The sequence below is a fragment of the Ochrobactrum sp. S1502_03 genome (assembly GCF_044435015.1).
Taxonomy (GTDB): domain Bacteria; phylum Pseudomonadota; class Alphaproteobacteria; order Rhizobiales; family Rhizobiaceae; genus Brucella; species Brucella chromiisoli.
This window is the reverse complement of sequence record NZ_JAYEXN010000007.1, coordinates 47,226-67,953: the sequence shown is the minus strand read 5'-3', so window position 1 is coordinate 67,953 and position 20,728 is coordinate 47,226. Positions and strand designations below refer to the sequence as shown.

The window sequence follows — 20,728 nt, the reverse complement described above, 5'->3', positions numbered from 1 at the left end:
ACTATAAAGGCCGCGTCAGGGTACAGCAGATGTGCTGGACGAGGCAGAATTTTGAATATGTAGCGCCCGTTTGTTCATAATCTACAGGCGTCAAGGATTCTTAAGTGAGAACCCTATCGATTTTGACTGGGGTTCATGTAGCATAGGCAGCACAGTGCGCAAGGGCTTCGCGCGATCGGGGAACACTTTTGCAGTCAGGCGGGGGCATGACGAGCATAAGGGACACACAGGAAATAAGCGAACGGGTATTTGTCAAAGACATGTCCGCGGGGCTTGAACGCGCCTTATTGCCCGAACCTTGGATACCTTATAAAGCAAGCGAAGATTTATCTCCCATCTTACCACAACAGCATCGAACCCCATCACAGCGACTGTCGGCGCTGACTTCGCTTGCGTGGCTCAACTTAAGTGCTGCAATGCTAAGGGAAATCGGCAGGGGCATGTTTTTCCTGCTGTTTCCGGTCTTCATGGGCATCGGGGCGATTGTCTATTTCACACTCTCATTTGAACCTCATTGGTTGCCCATTCTGGCAATTCTAACCGCTCTTGGTGGTGTTCGAGTTTTATCACGCAGGCATTTTCTGTCATCGCGGTTGCTAACGCTGGCCCTTGCGCTTCAGTTGGGAGTGATTGCGGGAAAATTTGAAACAGAGTGGCGAGCCACGCAATTGTTAGGCTCGGAGGTCGCGACGCGCATTACAGGAAGGGTGGCAGCGCTCGAATATAAGGATAACGGCAGTTGGCGTGTGACGCTTGATTTGATCGAAACCCAAAGACCGAAGCTTCGCTATGCACCGCAACGCATCCGCATTACAGCGCGCGATATTCCGGCACGCACGACAATTGGCAGCGGATTAACTGGCTTTGCGCGTCTGCGCGTGCCTTCTGGGCCAGTGAGACCGGGCAATTATGATTTTGCATTCCATGCTTATTTTGCCGGCATTGGAGCGAATGGCTTTTTTCTTGGAACTCCAAAAATTGCAGATGTTTTGGAGCCGAAGGGGCTTAAGGCGACGATTGCAACTGAAATTGCCAGATTGCGTGTCCATGTTTCCGAGAGGATTGTGGAGGTGCTTTCAGGGGAAGATGGCAGTGTTGCTGCCGCACTGATCGCAGGCGAGCGGGCAGGGATCAGTGATGAAACCAACAATGATCTGCGCAAGGCGGGGCTTGCGCATATTCTGTCAATTTCTGGCCTGCATATGGTGCTGGCAGCCGGTGTGGTCATGATGTCTCTTCGTGCATTACTCGCGCTTTTTCCCGCATTCAGCGCACGTTATGCTGTCAAGAAATATGCTGCATTTCTCTCGCTTTTGAGTTGCACTTTTTATCTCGCTATGTCGGGCGCAGATGTTGCGGCACAGCGCAGCTACTTGATGATTGTCGTCATGCTTTGTGCGCTGTTGGCTGATCGTGCGGCGATCAGTATGCGAAATCTGGCTATTGCGGCCGTGGCGATGATTGCCATTTCTCCGCATGAAATTCTGGGGCCGAGCTTTCAGATGTCGTTTTCGGCGACTGCGGGGCTGATTGCTGCATTAGCGAGAACGCGAAATTCGTGACGGTACGATTGCGCGATGGAAGTTTCGCAGTCAACCGCAGCAGACCTCCGCAATTTACGGCGCAGAACTGGCAGACGGCCTATCTGATTGATGATTTTATCCCACCGCAGAGTGCGATGAAACGAAGTGCTGGCGCGCGCGAGGATGGCTTTATCTGTGAGGATGGGCTTTGCACCCTGTCACTTCGGGACGGGCGCATATTTGCCTATACCGCTCAGGAAGAGATGCACGAGATTGCCTGTAATGTCGGGGACGTTGTGGTTCTGGCGATTGCAGGCAAAGACTTAAGCTGCACGCGTTCGTCTACGCTGGTGATTGGCCGACAGGAACTGGCCTTGAAAGGAACGCTCGAAATAAGGCTGGGAGAGGAAATGCAGCGCCATCAGGCGGTTTCTCCTGATCCAGCGGTCCGCGACAATCATCAGATTTATCGCTTTAGCGTTGCGGAGCAGCGCAAGGATGCAGCCTATGCCGATTATTTAAATTTTTCAGTCGGTGCGCCAACGCGCCCCTGGCAGCTTCATCGTCTCTATTCGCGCGCCGCACGCGGTCAGCCTGAGCGCGAATATAAGAAGAGAGCGAAAGTATTTACTATCGGGGTGGAAACAGAAGAAACGCTCTAAAGGACTCTATTAAAAGCATGCTCCTATCGATCCTTGTTTTGATCCGACAAGACTTATGCCTTCCGTCTATGCAGAGCATTTCCCGTTTTGATTGAATTATGGGAAATGCTCTATCTGTTTGTTTTTACGCATTTTGCCAGCAATAATCGATAGAAAAGAGGCTGTCGGCCTCTCCTTTCTCGAACGATTTTTAGTACCGTCGTATCAGACCGATCAGCTTGCCCTGTACGCGGACCCGATCAGGTCCGAAAATGCGTGTTTCATAAGCTGGGTTGGCGGCTTCCAGCGCAATCGATGCGCCCTTACGGCGGAACCGCTTCAGTGTCGCTTCTTCATCATCGACGAGAGCCACGATGATTTCGCCCGGGCTGGCGGTATCGCCACGCTTGATGATGACCGTATCACCATCAAAAATACCGGCTTCAATCATCGAATCGCCTTTGACCTCGAGCGCGTAATGCTCACCCGCACCAAGCATTTCGGGTGGAAGGCTGATGGAATGTGTCTGATTTTGAATGGCCGAAATTGGTACACCGGCTGCGATGCGACCCATCATGGGAATGGAGACCATTGCCGATGCATCACTATTGGCTGAAACCGGGGCGGTGCGCGCTGCTGAAGGCGCAGAGGGGGTTTTGCCGAGGCTACCCTCAATAACGCTGGGCGCGAATTTCTTCTGCGCGTTCAGACCGGGGGCTATCGAATCGGGCAGGCGCAACACTTCAAGCGCGCGGGCACGGTTTGGCAGCCTGCGGATGAAGCCACGTTCTTCAAGGGCGGTAATCAGCCGATGAATGCCCGATTTGGATGCCAGATCGAGCGCCTCTTTCATCTCATCGAAAGAGGGGGGAATGCCTGTTTCTTTCATACGTTCATGAATGAACAGCAGGAGCTCGTGCTGTTTACGGGTCAACATGCGCATACCCTCCGGACCAGAATCAAATAAAAACATAACCAGAACAAACACTATATGTTCCAGTCTTGTTCCGCAATGGTTTTAAAATTATTAATATGGGCCGACCCTATTGGATTTTACTATAGCATCATTATCGTGCAAGCATCACCCGCTGCGGCCGCGGGTGCATTTTCTTCTCTGATCAAAAGGGCATCGGAAGCCACCAGCGCTGACAGCATTGAGGAATCCTGAAGTGGATACGGCGTCGCGGTGAGTGTGCCATCCGCCGCCCGTTCAACCGTTGCGCGGACATAATCACGACGATGATCGTTCGCATTCATTGGCTTGCCAAGACGTGCCGGGCGGAAATCCGCGGTCAAATGACGCCCTGATAATTTCGCGATCAGCGGACGCAGAAATACCAAGCTGCAAACGAGGCTTGAAACCGGGTTGCCCGGCAGGCCGATGACATGAACGGTTTTGCCGGATACAGTTTTGTGTCCATACATCAGTGGTTTGCCGGGACGCATGGCGATTTTCCAGAAGTCGAGATCGACACCACAATTTTTCAACGCGCTGTGCACAAAATCGCGATCACCAACCGATGCGCCACCGATGGTCACGAGAATGTCGACACCATCATCGAGAACCTGACTGATTGCGGATTCGATCTTTGCGGGGTCGTCGCTGATAATGCCCATATCTTCAGGTTTTCCACCTGTACGACGCACGATTTCAGCAACGCCAATGCTGTTGGAGGCGACGATCTGGTCGGCACCTGGAATCGTGCCCGGAGGAACGAGTTCATCCCCTGTTGCCAGAATGGCAATGCGCGGCTGCTTGAAAACAGAAATCATGGCATTGCCGCTGGCAGCGGCAAGCGAAAGGGCCGGGGCATCAAGTTCCCGCCCACTTGGCAGAATAGTGTCACCAGGGGCAAAATCGAGGCCCGCATGACGGATGTGACGGCCTTTGTCCAATCCCTGACGGATTGTGAGCTTGTCGCCGGATCGTTCCGTGTCTTCCTGAATAACGATACTATCAGCGCCTACTGGCATCGGCGCGCCGGTGAAGATGCGGACCGCTTCGCCTTGTTTCAGTTGGCCTTCGAAGCGTTTTCCGGCGGCTGATTCGCCGATGATACTGAATTCAAGAGGATAGTTGATGTTTTGTGGGGCCATCAATGCATAGCCATCCATGGCCGAGCAATCGAAGGGCGGCTGTTTCAGCTTGGCTTGAACAGGTTCTGCAACAACACGTCCGCCTGCTTCAGAAAGAGAGAGCGTCTCTGTGCCATGCGGCTCTGCATTATTGAGAATACGTGCAAGGGCCTCATCGATTGGAAGCAGGGACATGCGTTTTCCTCTCGTCAGAAAAATCAGGCTTTCCAGTCACCTGACTTGCCACCGCTCTTTGCCGAAACGCGAATGTTGGTAATTTCCATGTGGCGATCAACGGCCTTCGCCATATCATAGATGGTCAGGCAAGTGACTGATACGGCAGTCAGCGCTTCCATCTCAACGCCGGTTCGGCCTTTTAGTTTCGCAGTCGCAGAGATGCGAAGGCCGGGAAGTGACAGATCCGGTTCAATGTCTACTGACACCTTTGTCAGCATCAATGGGTGGCAAAGTGGAATGAGATCAGCGGTCTTCTTCGCGGCCATAATGCCTGCAAGACGGGCAGTGCCGATAACGTCGCCTTTTGCGGCATTGCCTTCCAGAATAAGCGCCAGAGTTTCCGGCTTCATTCTCACCGCACCTTCGGCGGTGGCCACGCGTTCAGTTTCAGCCTTGTCGCCGACATCGACCATATGGGCGGCGCCTGTCTGGTCGATATGGGTGAGCTTGGCAGACATGGTTCACACCCTACCGGTCAGAAGTTCACGGGTGGCTGATGCCACATCTTCTTTACGCATCAGGCTTTCGCCGATGAGGAATGTGCCGATATTCGATTTTTCGAGACGCAGGCAGTCGTCATGGGTGAAGATGCCGCTTTCGCCCACCAGAAGGCGGTCCGAAGGCACCATCTTTGCGAGGCGTTCGGAGACTGCGAGATCGACTTCAAATGTGCGCAGATTGCGATTGTTTACGCCAACGAGGCGCGATGAAAGTTTCAGCGCACGTTCCATTTCTTCCTCGTCATGCACTTCAATCAGTGCATCCATGCCGAGATCAAAAGCAGTTTCTTCCAGCGCTTTTGCAAGGTCATCATCGACGCTTGCCATAATGATAAGAATGCAATCTGCGCCCCAGCTGCGCGCCTCATAGACCTGATAGGTATCGAAGAGGAAATCTTTGCGCAGGGCGGGCAGCGAGCATGCATTGCGCGCTGCAATCAGAAATTCAGGCGCGCCCTGAAAAGAGGGCGTATCTGTGAGAACAGAAAGGCAGGCAGCACCACCATCTTCATAGGCTTTTGCCAATGCCGGTGGGTCAAAATCCGGGCGGATAAGGCCTTTTGACGGGCTTGCCTTCTTGATTTCGGCAATGAGTGCGAATTGGTCTGCAGCGCGCTTGGATTCCAGTGCTCTTAGAAAGCCGCGCGTTGCGGGCTGATCTTTGGCCTGTGCCGTTACTTCTTGGAGCGGAAGGCGAGCCTTGGCAGCAGCGATTTCTTCGCGCTTATAGGCTTCGATTTTCCGCAGAATGTCAGTGGACATGTTTTTTCTTCTCCGTCAAAGCGGCTTGTCATGAGACACAGCGATAACTTTTTGCAGCACTTCAAGCGCTGAACCGCTGTCGATTGATTGCGCGGCGAGGGTGATGCCTTCCATGAGGTCGTTTGCTTTGCCTGCAATCACCAGTGCTGCGGCAGAATTCAACAGCACGATGTCACGATAAGCATTTTTCGCGCCCTCAAGTACGTCAAGCAAGGCTTTGGCATTCACTTCGGCATCGCCCCCTTTAAGCTCGGACATGTCCACGCGACGCAGGCCGACTTCTTCAGGAGTGATCTCAAAAGTGCGAATGTTTCCGTTTTCGAGTGCCGCGATCTTTGTTGTGCCAGCCGTGGTCATTTCATCAAGGCTATCGCCATAGACAACCCATGCCGTTTCAGAGCCAAGCTCTTTAAGCACTTCTGCCAGCGGTTCGACCCATTCAGCGGAAAAGACGCCAACCAGTTGCCGCTTAACGCTTGCCGGGTTTGAAAGTGGTCCAAGCAGATTGAAAATTGTTCTCGTGCCGAGTTCGACACGTGACGGTCCGACATGACGCATTGCTGAATGATGCATCGGTGCAAACATGAAGCCGAGACCAGCTTCATCAATGCTGCGCGCAATGGTATTGGCATCAGCTTCGATATTCACGCCCAAAGCAGCCAAAGCATCGGCTGCACCAGAGCGGGATGAGAGGGCGCGGTTGCCATGTTTTGCAACCGGAACACCTGCGCCCGCTACAACAAAAGCGGAGCAGCTGGAGACATTATAAGAACCAGACTGGTCACCGCCGGTGCCAACGATGTCAACCGCGTCAGCAGAAGCGCTTACCGGCAGCATACGTGAGCGCATGGATGAAACAGCACCTGCAATTTCAGGTACGGTTTCGCCACGCACACGCAACGCCATCAGGAAACCACCAATCTGCGACGGTGTCGCCTGACCGGACATCATGATGTCAAAAGCTGCCTTGGAATCCTCAAACGACAGTGGGGTGCCTAAGGCAGCCTTGGCGATATAGGGTTTTAAGTCAGCCATGATTTATGTCCGTTGCCTATCAGAGTGCCAGAAGATCAGAATGCCAGCGCGCGGTTGATCGCTGCTTGATTGATCTTCACTGGGTATTGCTTCTGCAATTCACCAACCAGTTGCTCAAGAACATCGTCGGTCAGTGCGTTTGCCAGATATTGCTGTTGTTGCGCAGGAATTGCTTCCGGGCCTGCTGCGGTTGGTTCGGTGACTTCGGTAACCTTGAAAAGGATTTGTCCGTCGTTTGAAACCGCGCCAGCGGTGCCCGTGTGGTTAAGTGGCCCACGGAAAACCTGAGCGGTTGCAGCCGAACCAAAATCCGCATCGTTCGTATTGCGGGTAATGCCGCGCTTGGTCTGCTTTTCAAGCCCAAGCTCTGCTGCAATCGCATCGAGAGTTTCTCCACCATCAAGGCGCTTCTTCAGCTCTGCCATGCGGTCGTTAAGGCGCTTTACAGCTTCTTCGCCTTTCCATTCAGCGATAACCTTGTCTTTGACTTCATCAAGGGTGCGATCACGGGCAGGGGTGATGCCATCGACCTGATACCAGAGGTAACCCGTGTTTCCCAATGTCAGCGCATCATTATCAAAGCCCTGATCCGCCTGAAACGCCGCCGAAATAAGGGCTTGCGAATTTGGCAGATCAACGTTTTTGCCGGTCGGATCGTTGCCTTCTGCATCAACCGCATCAACCGTTACAGATTTGAGATTGAGTGCTTTGGCAACGTCAGCCATGCTGCCGCCTTCCGAACGCTGCTGCTCATAAGCATCATGAATGCCGTTGATGCTGCTGATTGCGATATTGGTCGCAACTGTATCGCGAATTTCTTTTTCGACGTCTGACAGCGCCTTTACATTTGCCGGATTAACCTTCGTAACGCGCAGAATAACAGGACCAAATGCGCCCTTGACCACATCAGTTACGCCACCTTCCGGCAACGCAAAAGCCGCATCTGCGATAACCGCATCAGGAAGTGCCGTTTTCTCGAAAGTTCCCAAAACCAGATCAGCTTCGCTCTTTCCCTGTTCCTTGCCGATATCGACAAAGCTGGTACCGGCAGCGATTTTTTCATGCGCTGCTTTCGCCGCAGCTTCATCGGCAAAATTCAGCTGTTCGATGGTGCGGGTCTCATTGGTGCTGAAGCGGCTTTTGTTCTTCTCATAATATTCTTTGATTTCATCCTGCGTGACGGCGGATGCATCAGCAATATCGGAAGGTTCAAGCTTCACATAGGTGATCTTGCGGTATTCCGGTGCCTTATATTCAGCCTTGTGCTCATCAAAATATGCTTTGACGGCTTCGTCTGACGGTGCAGGAATGGCGTCAGCTTTCTCAGCCGGAACAGTAATATAATCAGCACTGCGGCTTTCGCCCTGATACAGCGCCAGTGCCTTCAGCATGGTGTTTGGCATTTTCAGGCCATCTGTTGATGCTTCAACGATCTGCTGGCGGCGCGCAACCTTTGCGCGGTTATCAAGATAATCCTGCGGGCGGATATTGGACTGGCGGAGCACAGCATCAAACTGCGCACGGCTGAAATTGCCGCTTGCATCTTTAAAGGAAGGATCTTCAGCGGTGAGGCGTGCGATACCGTCCTTGGAGAGGCCAAGCTGCATGTTACGGGCCTGCTCGTCGAGCACGACGCCGGCTGCAAGCTGCGCCAGAACCTGCTGGTCCACGCCAAGCTGCTGAGCTTGTTCCCGGGTCAGACGCTGACGGAACTGTTGCGAGAGCCGCATGAGTTGCTGCTCGTAAGCAAAGCGATAGTCGGACGTGCTTACAGAAGAGTCGCCTGCGCTGATCGCTTCATCAACCTGAAGCTCGCCATTGAACGCATCTGCAATACCCCAGACTGCAAAGCTTAAAACGAGCAAACCGAGAAGAAGCTTAGCAACCCATGATCTGGCGGCATCACGCATACTGTCGAGCATTGGAAACCCTTTAAGAACAAAATAAAGCCTGGCGAAAGATAAAAAGCCGTCACAGGGGATAACCTCAAGCCAGCCCCAGATGCAAGTTCTGATTAGGTTTTGAGCACTAAGAACATTGCAATGAACGACGAATACGCTTAGTCAGTGGCAAAAATTTGCGCTGCTGTAAGGCTATTGAGCAGTTCAACGTCATTAAAGGCGAGGAGAATGACATGACTCCGGGAATCCGCCCGCTGGTTGCTGGCAATTGGAAAATGAACGGTACGGGAGAATCTCTGACAGAACTCCGCGCAATTGCGGCCGGTTTGAGTTCAGATCTTGGCCGTAAGCTTGATGCTGTCATTTGTGTTCCTGCGACATTGTTGTCGCGCGCTGCTGACACGTTGGAAGGCGAAACGGTTGCACTGGGCGGACAGGATTGCCATCAGAAAACCTCCGGCGCGCATACAGGGGATGTTTCGGCGCTGATGTTGAAAGAAGCGGGCGCAAGTCATGTTATCCTTGGTCACTCCGAGCGTCGGACTGATCACCGTGAAGCGAATGAACTGGTTCGCAGCAAAGCAGAAGCCGCATGGAGTGCGGGACTCGTCGCTATCGTCTGTGTCGGTGAAACGGCAGATCAGCGTAAAGCAGATCAAACCCTTGAAGTGATTGGCAGCCAGTTGGCAGTTTCACTCCCCGATGGTGTTCATGCTGAAAACACGATCATTGCTTATGAGCCAGTATGGGCGATTGGTACAGGACTCACGCCAACCGTGCAGGATGTCCGCACAGCACACGCATTTATGCGCGAAAAGCTCATTGAACGTTTTGGTGCGAATGGCGCACATTTGCGTTTGCTTTATGGTGGTTCGGTCAAGCCGGGCAATGCGCCGGAATTGCTGGGCGTCGCTGATGTGGATGGCGCGCTTGTCGGTGGTGCGAGCTTGAAAGCTTCGGACTTCCTAGCCATATGCGAAGCCTATCGTAATTTGTAAGGCGTGCAACACAATCTATTGAGGATGTAGGGCTTGGATTATCACGCAATAGCGTGTAAAGAGCCGCTCTATCTATTTGTATCACAGCGCTGCGGGGTTGTTTCCCGTGGCTGCATTAGTTCAGAGATATAAAGACCTAACCTATGCAGACCATTGTCATTGTCATTCATCTGTTGATCGTTCTGGCGCTTGTTGGCGTTGTGCTCATCCAGCGTTCCGAAGGCGGTGGCCTTGGCATCGGCGGTGGTTCGGGCTTTATGACAGCGCGGGGCGCGGCCAATGCCCTGACCCGCACAACCGCTATTCTGGCGATTGGCTTTTTTGCGACTTCCCTCGCTCTGGGCATTATGGCTCGTTACGGTGAGCGTCCGACTGATATTCTTGATCGTATTCCTGCGACGGGAACGCAGACTCAGCCCGCAGGCGGAACGAATACAGGCGGCGGCATTCTGAATCAGCTTGGCGGCGAATCTTCGCAGACCAATGAGACACAAACGCCTGCGCCTGCGCAGCCTGAAACCACACAGCCACAGGCTCCACAGGTTCCAAATTCGCAGTAAGCGGTTTGAAATATAAAAATTTGAAAGCCGGTCCGTCAGGGCCGGCTTTTTTTATTGGATAAGATACGCGCAGTTAGAGTGCACATTCCGAAAGTGTTGCAAGCAGGCAATAGAGTGCTCTGAATCGTGATGAACTCACGATGCTGTTAATTGAGTAGTGACGCTCTTTACAGTATGCAGGGCTAAAGCCTGGGCGCGATAGTGCGGCAGGCACTTTCCGCATTGCTTGGGTTTTCGGGAACAGATCATGTCTTCACGTTTTATTTTAATGGCGGGCATTGCAAGCCTTTGCATTGGATTTGCCACTCCGGGCTTTGCAGCTGGTGCTGCCGGCGCTGAAGCCGAGCTTGATGCTGCTGCGGCAGGCAATGTTCAGCAGGTCGCAATGGCCAGCGATACCAAAGCAAAGCCTGCAAAGAATAAAAAGAAAAGCGCTTCGAATGCTGGTGCTGCCAAGAAGGTAGGGCTGAATCGCTATAATGTTGATCCGCGTTATAAGGCGCAGACCGTATCATTCTCCGGTTATGAGCCGGGTACGATCGTTATCGACCCTTCGAAGTATTTTCTTTATCTCGTCGAGAGCTCAGGCACTGCGCGCCGCTATGGCATTGCTGTGGGTAAAGTCGGTCTTGAGTTTAAGGGAACCGCAACTGTTAACGCCAAGCGCGAATGGCCACGCTGGATTCCCACCAAGGAAATGATCGAGCGTAATCCTTCGCAATATGGCCGTTACAAGAATGGCATGGATGGTGGTCCGGGCAATCCGCTTGGTTCGCGCGCGATGTACCTGTTTCAGGGTAACAAGGATACCTATATCCGTATCCACGGCACAACGCAGCCATGGACCATCGGTAGCCCGGCTTCAAACGGTTGCTTCCGCATGACCAATGAAGATGTCATGGATCTTTATGATCGAGTCGGGATGGGCGCAAAAGTCGTCGTTCTCTGATATTGGTTTAAAATACCCGAAAGGCCGGGAATTTCCCGGCCTTTTTTCGTGCGCGTGTAACATTGAATGCTACATCGTGTGAGAAGAATTGAGCTTGGTGAAAGCATCCGGTTTTCCCATATGGGAGGCCGATCGGATGTGATTTTGATGGAAAAAGCGCTGGTCGCACTTTTTTTAGTGGCGGAATCAGCAAGAAGGGTCTAACGACATAAGCCCATGGCGCGATATGTATTCATCACAGGCGGCGTGGTTTCTTCCCTCGGAAAAGGCATTGCCGCAGCAGCATTGGCTGCACTCCTTCAGGCACGTGGTTACCGCGTGCGTATCCGTAAACTCGACCCTTATCTGAACGTCGATCCCGGCACGATGTCGCCTTACCAGCATGGTGAGGTGTTTGTGACTGACGATGGTGCGGAAACAGATCTTGATCTGGGTCATTACGAGCGGTTTACCGGTCGTCCCGCCAATCAGCGGGATAACATTACCACCGGTCGCATTTACCGCAATATCATCGAAAAGGAACGCCGCGGCGATTATCTCGGTGCGACGGTTCAGGTCATTCCTCACGTCACGGATGAAATCAAAAACTTCATTCTCGAAGGCAATGACGATTATGATTTCGTGCTGTGCGAAATCGGCGGCACGGTTGGCGATATTGAAGCCATGCCGTTCCTTGAAGCCATTCGTCAGCTTGGCAACGAACTGCCGCGTGGCAGCGCGGTCTATATCCACCTGACCTTGATGCCGTACATTCCAGCGGCAGGTGAACTCAAGACCAAGCCGACGCAGCATTCGGTCAAGGAACTGCGTTCGATTGGTATTGCGCCGGATATTCTTCTGGTGCGTGCGGATCGTGAGATTCCGGCTTCTGAACGCCGCAAGCTTTCGCTGTTCTGTAATGTGCGTGAAAGCGCGGTTATTCAGGCGCTCGACGTCTCGACGATTTATGATGTGCCGATTGCTTATCATAAGGAAGGTCTCGACAATGAAGTGCTGGCGGCATTCGGCATCGAACCGGCTCCGAAGCCACGTATGGAACGCTGGGAAGAAATTTCCCATCTTCTGCACAATCCTGAAGGCGAAGTGACTATTGCCGTGGTCGGCAAATATACCGAACTCAAGGATGCTTATAAGTCGCTGATCGAAGCGCTTCAGCATGGCGGCATTGCCAATAAGGTGAAGGTCAATCTCGACTGGATCGAAGCGGAAGTCTTTGAAAGCGAAGACCCATCGCCGTACCTTGAAAAAGTCCACGGCATTCTGGTGCCGGGTGGCTTTGGTGAGCGTGGTGCGGAAGGCAAGATCCTTGCTGCCAAATTTGCACGCGAGCACAAGGTCCCTTATTTCGGCATTTGCTTTGGTATGCAGATGGCATGTCTCGAAGCTGCGCGTAACCTTGCAGGAATCGAAGATGCGTCTTCGACTGAGTTTGGCCCGACCAAGGAACCTGTTGTTGGTCTGATGACTGAGTGGCTCAAGGGCAATATGCTTGAAAAGCGCACGAAGTCTGGTGATCTTGGCGGCACGATGCGTCTTGGCGCATATGATTCCATACTCAAGGCTGGAACGCGTATTGCCGAAATCTACGGTACGACCGAAATTTCCGAACGTCATCGTCACCGCTATGAAGTGAACGTTGACTATAAGGACCGTCTGGAAGCAAGCGGTCTGGTCTTCTCAGGCATGTCGCCAGATGGTGTTCTCCCGGAAACGGTTGAATATGCGGATCATCCTTGGTTCATCGGCGTTCAGTACCATCCGGAACTGAAGTCACGTCCGTTTGAGCCGCATCCACTCTTTTCCTCTTTCATCGCAGCCGCGATGGAACAGGGAAGACTGGTTTAAAGCTTTTGCGCCCCTTCGGGGGCGCATTTCATTTGTGCGTCTTGTTTTTGTAAGATTTGCACGCCAGATAAGTGCCTTTCAGGCATCTGTAATTGAAGGTTCCCAATCATGACGACCGCTAATCCTACTGTCAAAATCGGCAATGTTACGTTCTCCAACACTGCGCCACTCGCTTTGATAGCCGGGCCTTGCCAGATGGAAAGTCGTGAACATGCCTTCGATATGGCCGGACGTTTGGTGGAGATTACCCAAAAGCTTGGCATGGGGCTCGTTTATAAGTCGAGCTTCGATAAAGCGAACCGCACATCGCTCAGCGCGCAGCGCGGCATTGGTCTGGAAAAGGCGCTCGAAGTTTTTGCCGATCTCAAGAAAGAGTTCGGTTTTCCCGTTTTGACTGACATCCACACCGAAGAGCAATGCGCGACTGTTGCTGAAGTTGTCGATGTCCTACAGATTCCAGCATTCCTTTGCCGCCAGACTGATCTTCTGGTTGCGGCTGCCAAGACGGGCCGCGTGATCAATGTGAAAAAGGGCCAGTTTCTGGCGCCCTGGGACATGAAGAACGTGCTCGCCAAGATCACCGAGAATGGCAATCCGAATGTTATGGCGACCGAACGCGGCGTATCTTTTGGCTATAATACGCTTGTTTCCGACATGCGCGCGCTGCCGATCATGGCTGGCTTTGGTTCACCAGTGATTTTTGACGCGACTCATTCGGTACAGCAGCCGGGTGGGCAGGGCGGCTCTTCCGGCGGTCAGCGCGAGTTTGTTCAAACACTTGCAAGTGCTGCGGTTGCAGTGGGTGTCGCGGGTGTCTTCATTGAGACACACGAGGACCCGGATCATGCGCCTTCAGACGGTCCAAATATGGTGCCGATCGATAAAATGTCCGCACTTCTCGAAAAGCTCATGGCTTTCGACAGAATTGCTAAATCGATTTAAAAATTCATCAGGAATTCACAGGCGGGGGATTTTCCTCCGCCTTTTAATTCTGTAATGAAGTCTCACATCGAATTTCTTCAATGTGCCTCGAACGAAACGAGGCTATCTACAGGGAAGGACTTGCCCCTATGACTGCAATCATCGACATCGTTGGTCGCGAAATCCTCGACAGCCGTGGTAACCCGACCGTCGAAGTAGACGTCGTACTCGAAGATGGTGCTTTTGGCCGCGCAGCGGTGCCATCAGGCGCATCGACAGGCGCACACGAAGCCGTTGAACTGCGTGACGGTGGCAGCCGTTATCTTGGCAAGGGTGTCGAAAAGGCTGTTGAAGCCGTCAATGGTAAGATTTTTGACGCTGTTGCTGGTATTGACGCTGAAAACCAGCTGCTGGTTGATCAGACGCTGATTGATCTTGATGGTTCGCCAAACAAGGGCAATCTGGGTGCAAACGCAATTCTCGGCGTTTCGCTTGCCGTTGCCAAGGCTGCTGCACAGTCAACAGGCCTGCCGCTTTATCGTTATGTTGGTGGTGCCAACGCCCATGTCCTGCCTGTTCCGATGATGAACATCATCAATGGCGGTGCACATGCTGACAATCCGATCGACTTTCAGGAATTCATGATCCTGCCGGTTGGCGCTCCATCGCTTCGCGAAGCTGTTCGTTATGGTGCGGAAGTTTTCCACACGCTCAAGAAGCGTCTGAAAGATGCCGGTCACAACACCAATGTTGGTGATGAAGGTGGTTTTGCTCCAAATCTGTTGAGTGCAGAAGCTGCTCTCGATTTCGTGGTTGAGTCGATTGAAAAGGCTGGCTTCAAGCCGGGTGAAGATATTGCTATCGGTCTCGATTGTGCTGCGACCGAATTCTTCAAGGACGGCAACTACGTCTATGAAGGTGAAAACAAGACCCGCGATCCAAAGGCTCAGGCAGAATATCTTGCCAAGCTTGCTGCCGATTATCCAATCGTATCGATTGAAGACGGTATGGCAGAAGACGACTGGGAAGGCTGGAAATACCTCACCGACCTGATCGGCAAGAAGTGCCAGCTCGTTGGTGACGATCTTTTCGTAACCAACTCCGCTCGTCTGCGTGATGGTATCAAGATGGGCGTTGCCAACTCGATCCTCGTGAAGGTGAACCAGATCGGTTCGCTGAGCGAAACGCTGGATGCTGTCGAAACCGCGCACAAGGCCGGTTACACCTCGGTTATGTCGCACCGTTCGGGTGAAACAGAAGATTCGACCATCGCTGATCTTGCCGTCGCAACCAACTGCGGTCAGATCAAGACTGGTTCGCTGGCGCGTTCTGATCGTACTGCAAAGTACAATCAGCTTATCCGCATCGAAGAAGAACTTGGCAAGCAGGCGCGTTATGCAGGCCGTAGCGCACTGAAGTTCCTCTAAGGATCTCTCTTTAATAAAAAACGGCGGCTTATGTGCCGCCGTTTTTGTTTGTCCTGTCCTTAGGCCTCTTCTTTGTGGAGCATCATCACCACCACAGCCATCATGCAGGGAAGACAATAGAGCAGGGCACCCAATTGCGTGTTGAGCGGGTTTTCCTTGGCTTGCCATGCCATAAACCAATCACCCGCAACGACCATAAAGCCAAGGCCCCAAACTGCGATTGCGCACAAAGCTCCCAGCATCGCCCATGCTTTGCCTCTGGCGAAAGCTGCATAGTCTTTACCAAGGTTTGTTCCCATCTTGAGAACGCCGATCATTGCCAGAATTCCTGCAAGTGTTTCCATTGCGGTAATACCGGCAAGGCCAACATAGGGTGCCCAACCGGCGGTAATCGAGCGCCAGGTCAGAGCCGGATTTCCATAAGTGTCGGCCATGGATAAGAGCGGCGCAACGGCATTCTGAGCAGTGCCCGAAAAATCGGCGGTGTTGTTCAGAAAGCTGAATAAACCCCATAAGGCGGGGAACAGAGCCATGATGATGCATGCAAGGCGCTTTACCAATTTTTCGGTTACCATTTTTTCTTCCTATATCTGAGTATAAAATAACAATTATTCTATATTTGTTTTTAATTGTTAAAATATCACTCTTATCATTTAAGTTAAAGATATTTGCCTTATTTAATTCCCTATGTCGATTTTCGATTTCTTAAATTCTGATAAAATATATTGGCAATTTATGATTAATATTTAAGTTGTTTCTTACTTAAGGTGATGATTTAATGTCAGCGTTAAACTGAATTGGATTGATGTCGAATTGTGGTGGCCGTGCTTGCACGCTGAAGCCGCCCCTTTGAAAAAATGCACCTGGATGGCTCGTCATCCTTTGGATGGTAAAGCTCTGTTAAGCAAAATAATGCTTCATAGTGGAAATCGGATAGACGGCTTTAATTCAGAATCAAAACCGTCGTGAGCGTCCGGGAAGGAAGCCGAAATGTGGACCAAGCAGAAACGTAAATCTATTCGCGGCCGATTTGTGCTGCCCGTTTTGACGGCTGCGTTTCTGAGCTATTTCGGTTTTCACGCCTATCATGGCGAATTTGGTCTCTATTCTCGTATTCAGCTCGAACAACAGAAAAGCCTTCTGACGCAGCAGCTTGAAAAGGTGACTGCCGATAGAGCTGCGCTTGAAAAGCGAGTCACGCTTCTTCGTGATGGGACGATTGAAAAGGACATGCTTGACGAGCAGGCACGCAGAGCGCTTAATCTCTCCCACGCTGATGAAATGACAATTATCATTTCTCGGGAAGATCGATCAAATTAACTGAAATCCAGTTAATTGTCTTTTTGTGATATGTTTTTAAGGGCTTGGCGGCATAGCAGCTATGCTCTACGTGCATATTGTATCTTGTAAATTGCCCGTATAACGTCACAATAGAACGACAATCGTAGAGCGCCGCGCGTCCTTTGTGTGCGTGAAAGGGCTCTGATAATTTGAATCGACGCATGTTGCTTTCAAAATCGATGCTGGTTTTGGGTGCATGCTATAGGGAGCGAGATATGGCACCGAAGGCTAATAAAGCGTCGGCTGGAAAATCGCAGGCGTCTTTTGGGAATGTTCCCAAGACACCAGCACCGGCTGATTTCAATAAAGAGCAGGAACTGAACGCCTACCGCGAAATGCTGTTGATTCGCCGTTTCGAAGAAAAGGCCGGTCAGCTTTACGGTATGGGTTTCATTGGTGGCTTCTGTCACCTTTATATTGGTCAGGAAGCTGTCGTCGTCGGTATGCAGACAGCACTTAAGGAAGGTGATCAGATTATCACCTCCTATCGTGACCATGGTCATATGCTGGCAACTGGCATGGAAGCGCGTGGCGTTATGGCAGAGCTCACCGGCCGCCGTGGGGGTTACTCCAAGGGCAAGGGCGGCTCCATGCACATGTTCTCCAAGGAAAAGGGCTTTTACGGCGGCCACGGTATCGTTGGTGCTCAGGTTCCTCTTGGAACAGGTCTTGCCTTTGCGAATAAGTATCGCGGCAATGACAATATCTCGGTTACCTATTTCGGTGATGGCGCTGCCAATCAGGGCCAGGTCTATGAAGCGTTCAACATGGCATCGCTGTGGAAGCTTCCGGTGATCTACGTGATCGAAAACAACCGCTATGCAATGGGTACGTCAGTTTCGCGTTCATCCGCTGAAACGGATTTCTCAAAGCGCGGTGTTTCGTTCAACGTTCCGGGCATCAAGGTTGACGGTATGGATGTTCGCGCCGTTGCTGCTGCTGCGGAAGCGGCTGCTGAATGGGCACGTGCTGGCAAGGGTCCGCTGATCCTTGAAATGGAAACCTATCGTTATCGCGGTCACTCAATGTCCGATCCTGCGAAGTATCGCTCGAAGGATGAAGTGCAGAAGATGCGTTCCGAGCACGATCCGATTGAACAGGTTAAACAGCGCCTGATCGAAAAGAACTGGGCCACTGAAGAAGAGCTGAAAGAAATCGACAAAGAAGTCCGCGACATCGTGGCTGATTCTGCCGAATTCGCTCAAAACGATCCAGAGCCGGATGTTTCCGAGCTCTACACGGATATTCTGCTCTAATTCGGGAAAGGTGTTGACATGCCCGTAGAAATTCTCATGCCCGCCCTTTCTCCAACCATGGAAGAAGGCAAGCTTTCCAAATGGGTGAAAAAGGAAGGCGACAAAGTTACATCCGGTGATGTGATTGCCGAAATCGAAACCGACAAGGCAACGATGGAAGTCGAAGCTGTTGATGAAGGCACAATCGGCAAGATTCTCATCGAAGAAGGCACGGAAGGCGTGAAGGTTAATACGCCGATTGCTATTCTGCTCGGTGAGGGTGAAAGCGCCTCCGACATCGGTTCCGCACCTGCTGCAAAAGCAGAGGCACCGAAGGAAGAAGCAAAAGAAGCGCCAAAGGCTGAAGAAAAGAAAGCCGATAGCGTGCCTGCTGCTCCAAAGGTTGAAGTTGCATCTGATCCAGATATTCCAGCCGGTACAGAAATGGTTTCGATGACGGTGCGTGAAGCACTGCGCGATGCCATGGCCGAAGAAATGCGTCGTGACGACGATGTCTTCATCATGGGTGAAGAAGTCGCTGAATATCAGGGCGCCTACAAGATTACGCAGGGTCTTCTTGACGAATTCGGCCCACGCCGCGTTGTCGATACCCCGATCACTGAGCATGGCTTTGCTGGTATCGGTGTCGGTGCTGCTATGGCTGGCTTGAAGCCAATCGTCGAATTTATGACCTTCAACTTCGCCATGCAGGCGATTGACCAGATCATCAATTCGGCTGCCAAGACGCTCTATATGTCGGGTGGTCAGATGGGCGCACCAATGGTGTTCCGTGGCCCTTCGGGCGCTGCTGCGCGCGTTGGTGCACAGCACTCCCAGTGCTATGCCGCATGGTACAGCCAGATTCCGGGCCTCAAGGTCGTCATGCCTTATTCGGCGGCTGATGCGAAGGGTCTTCTCAAGGCTGCAATCCGTGATCCAAATCCGGTCATCTTCCTTGAAAACGAAATTCTCTACGGTCATCATTTCGATGTACCGAAGCTGGATGATTTCGTGCTGCCAATCGGCAAGGCCCGCATTCATAAGCAGGGCAAGGACGCGACCATCGTTTCGTTCGGCATCGGCATGACCTATGCGGTCAAGGCTGCTGACGAACTGGCTGCACAGGGTATTGACGTTGAAGTCATTGATCTGCGCACCATCCGTCCAATGGATATTCCAACGGTTGTTGAATCGGTCAAGAAGACCGGTCGTCTCGTCACCGTTGAAGAGGGCTTCCCGCAGTCTTCCGTTGGTACGGAAATTGCCACCCGCGTCATGCAGGAAGCTTTCGATTATCTCGATGCGCCAATCCTGACGATTGCTGGCAAGGACGTTCCGATGCCATATGCGGCAAATCTCGAAAAGCTGGCTCTGCCAACTGTAGCAGAAGTGGTGGAAGCGGTGAAAACCGTGACCTACACCGCCTGAGGAGGTACTGGACATGCCGATTAAGATCACCATGCCAGCGCTTTCGCCAACCATGGAAGAAGGCAATCTTTCCAAGTGGCTGGTCAAGGAAGGCGACAAGGTAACGTCCGGCGATGTGATCGCCGAGATCGAAACCGACAAGGCGACGATGGAAGTCGAAGCTGTCGATGAAGGCACTGTTGCCAAGCTGGTCGTTCCTGCGGGTACGCAGGGCGTGAAGGTCAACGCGCTGATCGCAATTCTCGCCGAAGACGGCGAGGATGTTGCTGAAGCTGCGAAAGGCGGCGATTCTGCTCCTGCACCAAAGGCCGAAACGCCTAAGGAAGAGCCGAAGAAGGAAGCTGCGCCTGCGGCAGCTTCGGCTCCTGCAAAAGCTGACGCGCCAGCGGCTGCACCGGTAGAAAACAAGGGTGAGCGCGTTTTCGCGTCCCCGCTTGCTCGTCGCATCGCCAAGGATGCAGGCGTTGATGTTGCGGCTGTAAAAGGCACTGGTCCTCATGGCCGTGTTGTTCAGCGTGACGTTGAAGCTGCAATCAAGTCCGGCGGCACGAAAGCTGCATCGGCCGCACCACAGGGAGCGGCATCGGCTCCAAAGCCTCAGTCGGATGATGCCATCCTCAAGCTCTTTGAAGAAGGCACATACGAAATTGTTCCTCATGACGGTATGCGCAAGACTATTGCCCGCCGTCTGGTCGAATCGAAGCAGACTGTTCCGCATTTCTATCTGACCATCGATTGCGAACTCGATGCGCTTCTGGCTCTGCGTTCGCAGATCAATTCGGCTGCGCCGCTTATCAAGACAGAAAAGGGCGAGGTTCCGGCCTACAAGCTTTCTGTCAATGATCTGGTGATCAAGGCTGTTGCTCTTGCACTGCGTGATATTCCTGAAGCCAACGTCTCATGGACCGAAGGCGGCATGATCAAGCACAAGCGTGCGGATGTCGGTGTTGCTGTGTCCATTCCAGGCGGTCTGATTACGCCAATCGTGCGTCAGTCAGAATCGAAGACGCTGTCTGCCATCTCCAATGAGATGAAAGACCTTGCCAAGCGTGCGCGTGATCGCAAGCTCAAGCCTGATGAATATCAGGGTGGTTCGACCTCTGTGTCCAACCTCGGCATGTTCGGCGTGAAGGACTTTGCCGCGATCATCAACCCACCACATGCGACGATCTTCGCAATTGGTGCCGGTGAACAGCGCGCAGTGGTCAAGAACGGTGAAATCAAGGTTGCGACGGTTATGTCCGTCACCCTTTCCACCGATCACCGTGCGGTTGATGGCGCTCTGGCTGCTGAACTTGCACAGGCCTTCAAGCGTCACATCGAAAACCCGATGGGTATGCTGGTCTGAT

17 protein-coding genes and 1 pseudogene are annotated in these 20,728 nt (G+C 52.4%); 11 read left to right on the top strand and 7 right to left on the bottom strand.

Going from position 1 to position 20,728, the window contains the following annotated elements; genetic code table 11:
* Positions 1–206: 206 nt before the first annotated feature.
* Positions 207–1,936, top strand: a pseudogene (locus VBH83_RS07520) (ComEC/Rec2 family competence protein); the annotation flags it as partial.
* 439 nt (positions 1,937–2,375) lie between these two features.
* Here VBH83_RS07520 and lexA read toward each other — a convergent pair.
* The 6 genes from lexA to VBH83_RS07490 all read right to left on the bottom strand — a co-directional run bounded on the left by lexA (position 2,376) and on the right by VBH83_RS07490 (position 8,696).
* Positions 2,376–3,101 carry a transcriptional repressor LexA gene (gene lexA, locus VBH83_RS07515; protein WP_265984620.1) on the bottom strand — a complete coding sequence of 242 codons (726 nt, stop codon included), beginning with the start codon at positions 3,099–3,101 and terminating at the stop codon, positions 2,376–2,378.
* 119 nt (positions 3,102–3,220) lie between these two features.
* Entirely contained in the window at positions 3,221–4,435 is a 1,215-nt protein-coding gene (gene glp, locus VBH83_RS07510; protein WP_265984621.1) for a gephyrin-like molybdotransferase Glp, read from the bottom strand.
* Positions 4,436–4,458: 23 nt separating this feature from the next.
* A complete protein-coding gene (moaC, locus tag VBH83_RS07505; protein WP_265984622.1) occupies positions 4,459–4,935 on the bottom strand; it encodes a cyclic pyranopterin monophosphate synthase MoaC in 477 nt (158 codons plus the stop codon).
* 3 nt (positions 4,936–4,938) lie between these two features.
* Entirely contained in the window at positions 4,939–5,739 is an 801-nt protein-coding gene (gene trpC, locus VBH83_RS07500; RefSeq protein ID WP_265984623.1) for an indole-3-glycerol phosphate synthase TrpC, read from the bottom strand.
* 15 nt (positions 5,740–5,754) lie between these two features.
* Positions 5,755–6,774 (bottom strand): anthranilate phosphoribosyltransferase, encoded by a 1,020-nt coding sequence (trpD, locus tag VBH83_RS07495; RefSeq protein WP_396997016.1) that lies wholly within the window; start codon positions 6,772–6,774, stop codon positions 5,755–5,757.
* Positions 6,775–6,809: 35 nt separating this feature from the next.
* Positions 6,810–8,696, bottom strand: coding sequence for a peptidyl-prolyl cis-trans isomerase (locus tag VBH83_RS07490; RefSeq protein WP_265984625.1), 1,887 nt, complete (start codon positions 8,694–8,696; stop codon positions 6,810–6,812).
* A 212-nt stretch (positions 8,697–8,908) separates the two neighbouring features.
* Between VBH83_RS07490 and tpiA the strand changes: the two genes are divergently transcribed.
* The 6 genes from tpiA to eno all read left to right on the top strand — a co-directional run bounded on the left by tpiA (position 8,909) and on the right by eno (position 15,375).
* Complete coding sequence (tpiA, locus tag VBH83_RS07485; RefSeq protein WP_265984626.1) at positions 8,909–9,673, top strand: triose-phosphate isomerase; 765 nt, start codon at positions 8,909–8,911, stop codon at positions 9,671–9,673.
* A 143-nt stretch (positions 9,674–9,816) separates the two neighbouring features.
* A complete protein-coding gene (secG, locus tag VBH83_RS07480) occupies positions 9,817–10,233 on the top strand; it encodes a preprotein translocase subunit SecG (RefSeq protein ID WP_265984627.1) in 417 nt (138 codons plus the stop codon).
* A 247-nt stretch (positions 10,234–10,480) separates the two neighbouring features.
* On the top strand, positions 10,481–11,182 hold the full coding sequence (locus VBH83_RS07475) for a L,D-transpeptidase (protein ID WP_265984628.1): 702 nt from the start codon (positions 10,481–10,483) through the stop codon (positions 11,180–11,182).
* Between the two features lie 216 nt (positions 11,183–11,398).
* Positions 11,399–13,027, top strand: coding sequence for a CTP synthase (locus VBH83_RS07470; RefSeq protein ID WP_265984629.1), 1,629 nt, complete (start codon positions 11,399–11,401; stop codon positions 13,025–13,027).
* A 108-nt stretch (positions 13,028–13,135) separates the two neighbouring features.
* Positions 13,136–13,969 carry a 3-deoxy-8-phosphooctulonate synthase gene (gene kdsA / locus VBH83_RS07465; protein ID WP_265984630.1) on the top strand — a complete coding sequence of 278 codons (834 nt, stop codon included), beginning with the start codon at positions 13,136–13,138 and terminating at the stop codon, positions 13,967–13,969.
* 128 nt (positions 13,970–14,097) lie between these two features.
* Positions 14,098–15,375: a phosphopyruvate hydratase gene (eno, locus tag VBH83_RS07460; protein WP_265984631.1), complete on the top strand. Its 1,278-nt coding sequence runs from the start codon at positions 14,098–14,100 to the stop codon at positions 15,373–15,375.
* A 59-nt stretch (positions 15,376–15,434) separates the two neighbouring features.
* On the opposite strand, the gene VBH83_RS07455 is transcribed toward eno, so the two are convergent.
* Positions 15,435–15,950 carry a DUF2165 family protein gene (locus tag VBH83_RS07455; protein ID WP_396997011.1) on the bottom strand — a complete coding sequence of 172 codons (516 nt, stop codon included), beginning with the start codon at positions 15,948–15,950 and terminating at the stop codon, positions 15,435–15,437.
* A gap of 415 nt (positions 15,951–16,365) precedes the next feature.
* On the opposite strand from VBH83_RS07455, the gene VBH83_RS07450 reads away from it, so the two are divergent.
* From VBH83_RS07450 to VBH83_RS07435, 4 genes are all read left to right on the top strand, one after another.
* A complete protein-coding gene (locus tag VBH83_RS07450) occupies positions 16,366–16,695 on the top strand; it encodes a septum formation initiator family protein (RefSeq protein WP_396997009.1) in 330 nt (109 codons plus the stop codon).
* Between the two features lie 236 nt (positions 16,696–16,931).
* Positions 16,932–17,972, top strand: coding sequence for a pyruvate dehydrogenase (acetyl-transferring) E1 component subunit alpha (gene pdhA, locus VBH83_RS07445; RefSeq protein ID WP_265984634.1), 1,041 nt, complete (start codon positions 16,932–16,934; stop codon positions 17,970–17,972).
* Between the two features lie 18 nt (positions 17,973–17,990).
* Positions 17,991–19,379 carry a pyruvate dehydrogenase complex E1 component subunit beta gene (locus tag VBH83_RS07440; RefSeq protein WP_265984635.1) on the top strand — a complete coding sequence of 463 codons (1,389 nt, stop codon included), beginning with the start codon at positions 17,991–17,993 and terminating at the stop codon, positions 19,377–19,379.
* 13 nt (positions 19,380–19,392) lie between these two features.
* Positions 19,393–20,727 (top strand): pyruvate dehydrogenase complex dihydrolipoamide acetyltransferase, encoded by a 1,335-nt coding sequence (locus VBH83_RS07435; protein ID WP_265984636.1) that lies wholly within the window; start codon positions 19,393–19,395, stop codon positions 20,725–20,727.
* The last annotated feature ends 1 nt before the right edge of the window (position 20,728 follow it).

What these genes read in the sequence shown, in the direction of transcription:
- lexA (WP_265984620.1), bottom strand. Translation starts at nt 3,101, where the DNA reads ATGTTGACCCGTAAACAGCACGAGCTCCTGCTGTTCATTCATGAACGT.
- glp (WP_265984621.1), bottom strand. Translation starts at nt 4,435, where the DNA reads ATGTCCCTGCTTCCAATCGATGAGGCCCTTGCACGTATTCTCAATAAT.
- moaC (WP_265984622.1), bottom strand. Translation starts at nt 4,935, where the DNA reads ATGTCTGCCAAGCTCACCCATATCGACCAGACAGGCGCCGCCCATATG.
- trpC (WP_265984623.1), bottom strand. Translation starts at nt 5,739, where the DNA reads ATGTCCACTGACATTCTGCGGAAAATCGAAGCCTATAAGCGCGAAGAA.
- trpD (WP_396997016.1), bottom strand. Translation starts at nt 6,774, where the DNA reads ATGGCTGACTTAAAACCCTATATCGCCAAGGCTGCCTTAGGCACCCCA.
- VBH83_RS07490 (WP_265984625.1), bottom strand. Translation starts at nt 8,696, where the DNA reads ATGCTCGACAGTATGCGTGATGCCGCCAGATCATGGGTTGCTAAGCTT.
- tpiA (WP_265984626.1), top strand. Translation starts at nt 8,909, where the DNA reads ATGACTCCGGGAATCCGCCCGCTGGTTGCTGGCAATTGGAAAATGAAC.
- secG (WP_265984627.1), top strand. Translation starts at nt 9,817, where the DNA reads ATGCAGACCATTGTCATTGTCATTCATCTGTTGATCGTTCTGGCGCTT.
- VBH83_RS07475 (WP_265984628.1), top strand. Translation starts at nt 10,481, where the DNA reads ATGTCTTCACGTTTTATTTTAATGGCGGGCATTGCAAGCCTTTGCATT.
- VBH83_RS07470 (WP_265984629.1), top strand. Translation starts at nt 11,399, where the DNA reads ATGGCGCGATATGTATTCATCACAGGCGGCGTGGTTTCTTCCCTCGGA.
- kdsA (WP_265984630.1), top strand. Translation starts at nt 13,136, where the DNA reads ATGACGACCGCTAATCCTACTGTCAAAATCGGCAATGTTACGTTCTCC.
- eno (WP_265984631.1), top strand. Translation starts at nt 14,098, where the DNA reads ATGACTGCAATCATCGACATCGTTGGTCGCGAAATCCTCGACAGCCGT.
- VBH83_RS07455 (WP_396997011.1), bottom strand. Translation starts at nt 15,950, where the DNA reads ATGGTAACCGAAAAATTGGTAAAGCGCCTTGCATGCATCATCATGGCT.
- VBH83_RS07450 (WP_396997009.1), top strand. Translation starts at nt 16,366, where the DNA reads ATGTGGACCAAGCAGAAACGTAAATCTATTCGCGGCCGATTTGTGCTG.
- pdhA (WP_265984634.1), top strand. Translation starts at nt 16,932, where the DNA reads ATGGCACCGAAGGCTAATAAAGCGTCGGCTGGAAAATCGCAGGCGTCT.
- VBH83_RS07440 (WP_265984635.1), top strand. Translation starts at nt 17,991, where the DNA reads ATGCCCGTAGAAATTCTCATGCCCGCCCTTTCTCCAACCATGGAAGAA.
- VBH83_RS07435 (WP_265984636.1), top strand. Translation starts at nt 19,393, where the DNA reads ATGCCGATTAAGATCACCATGCCAGCGCTTTCGCCAACCATGGAAGAA.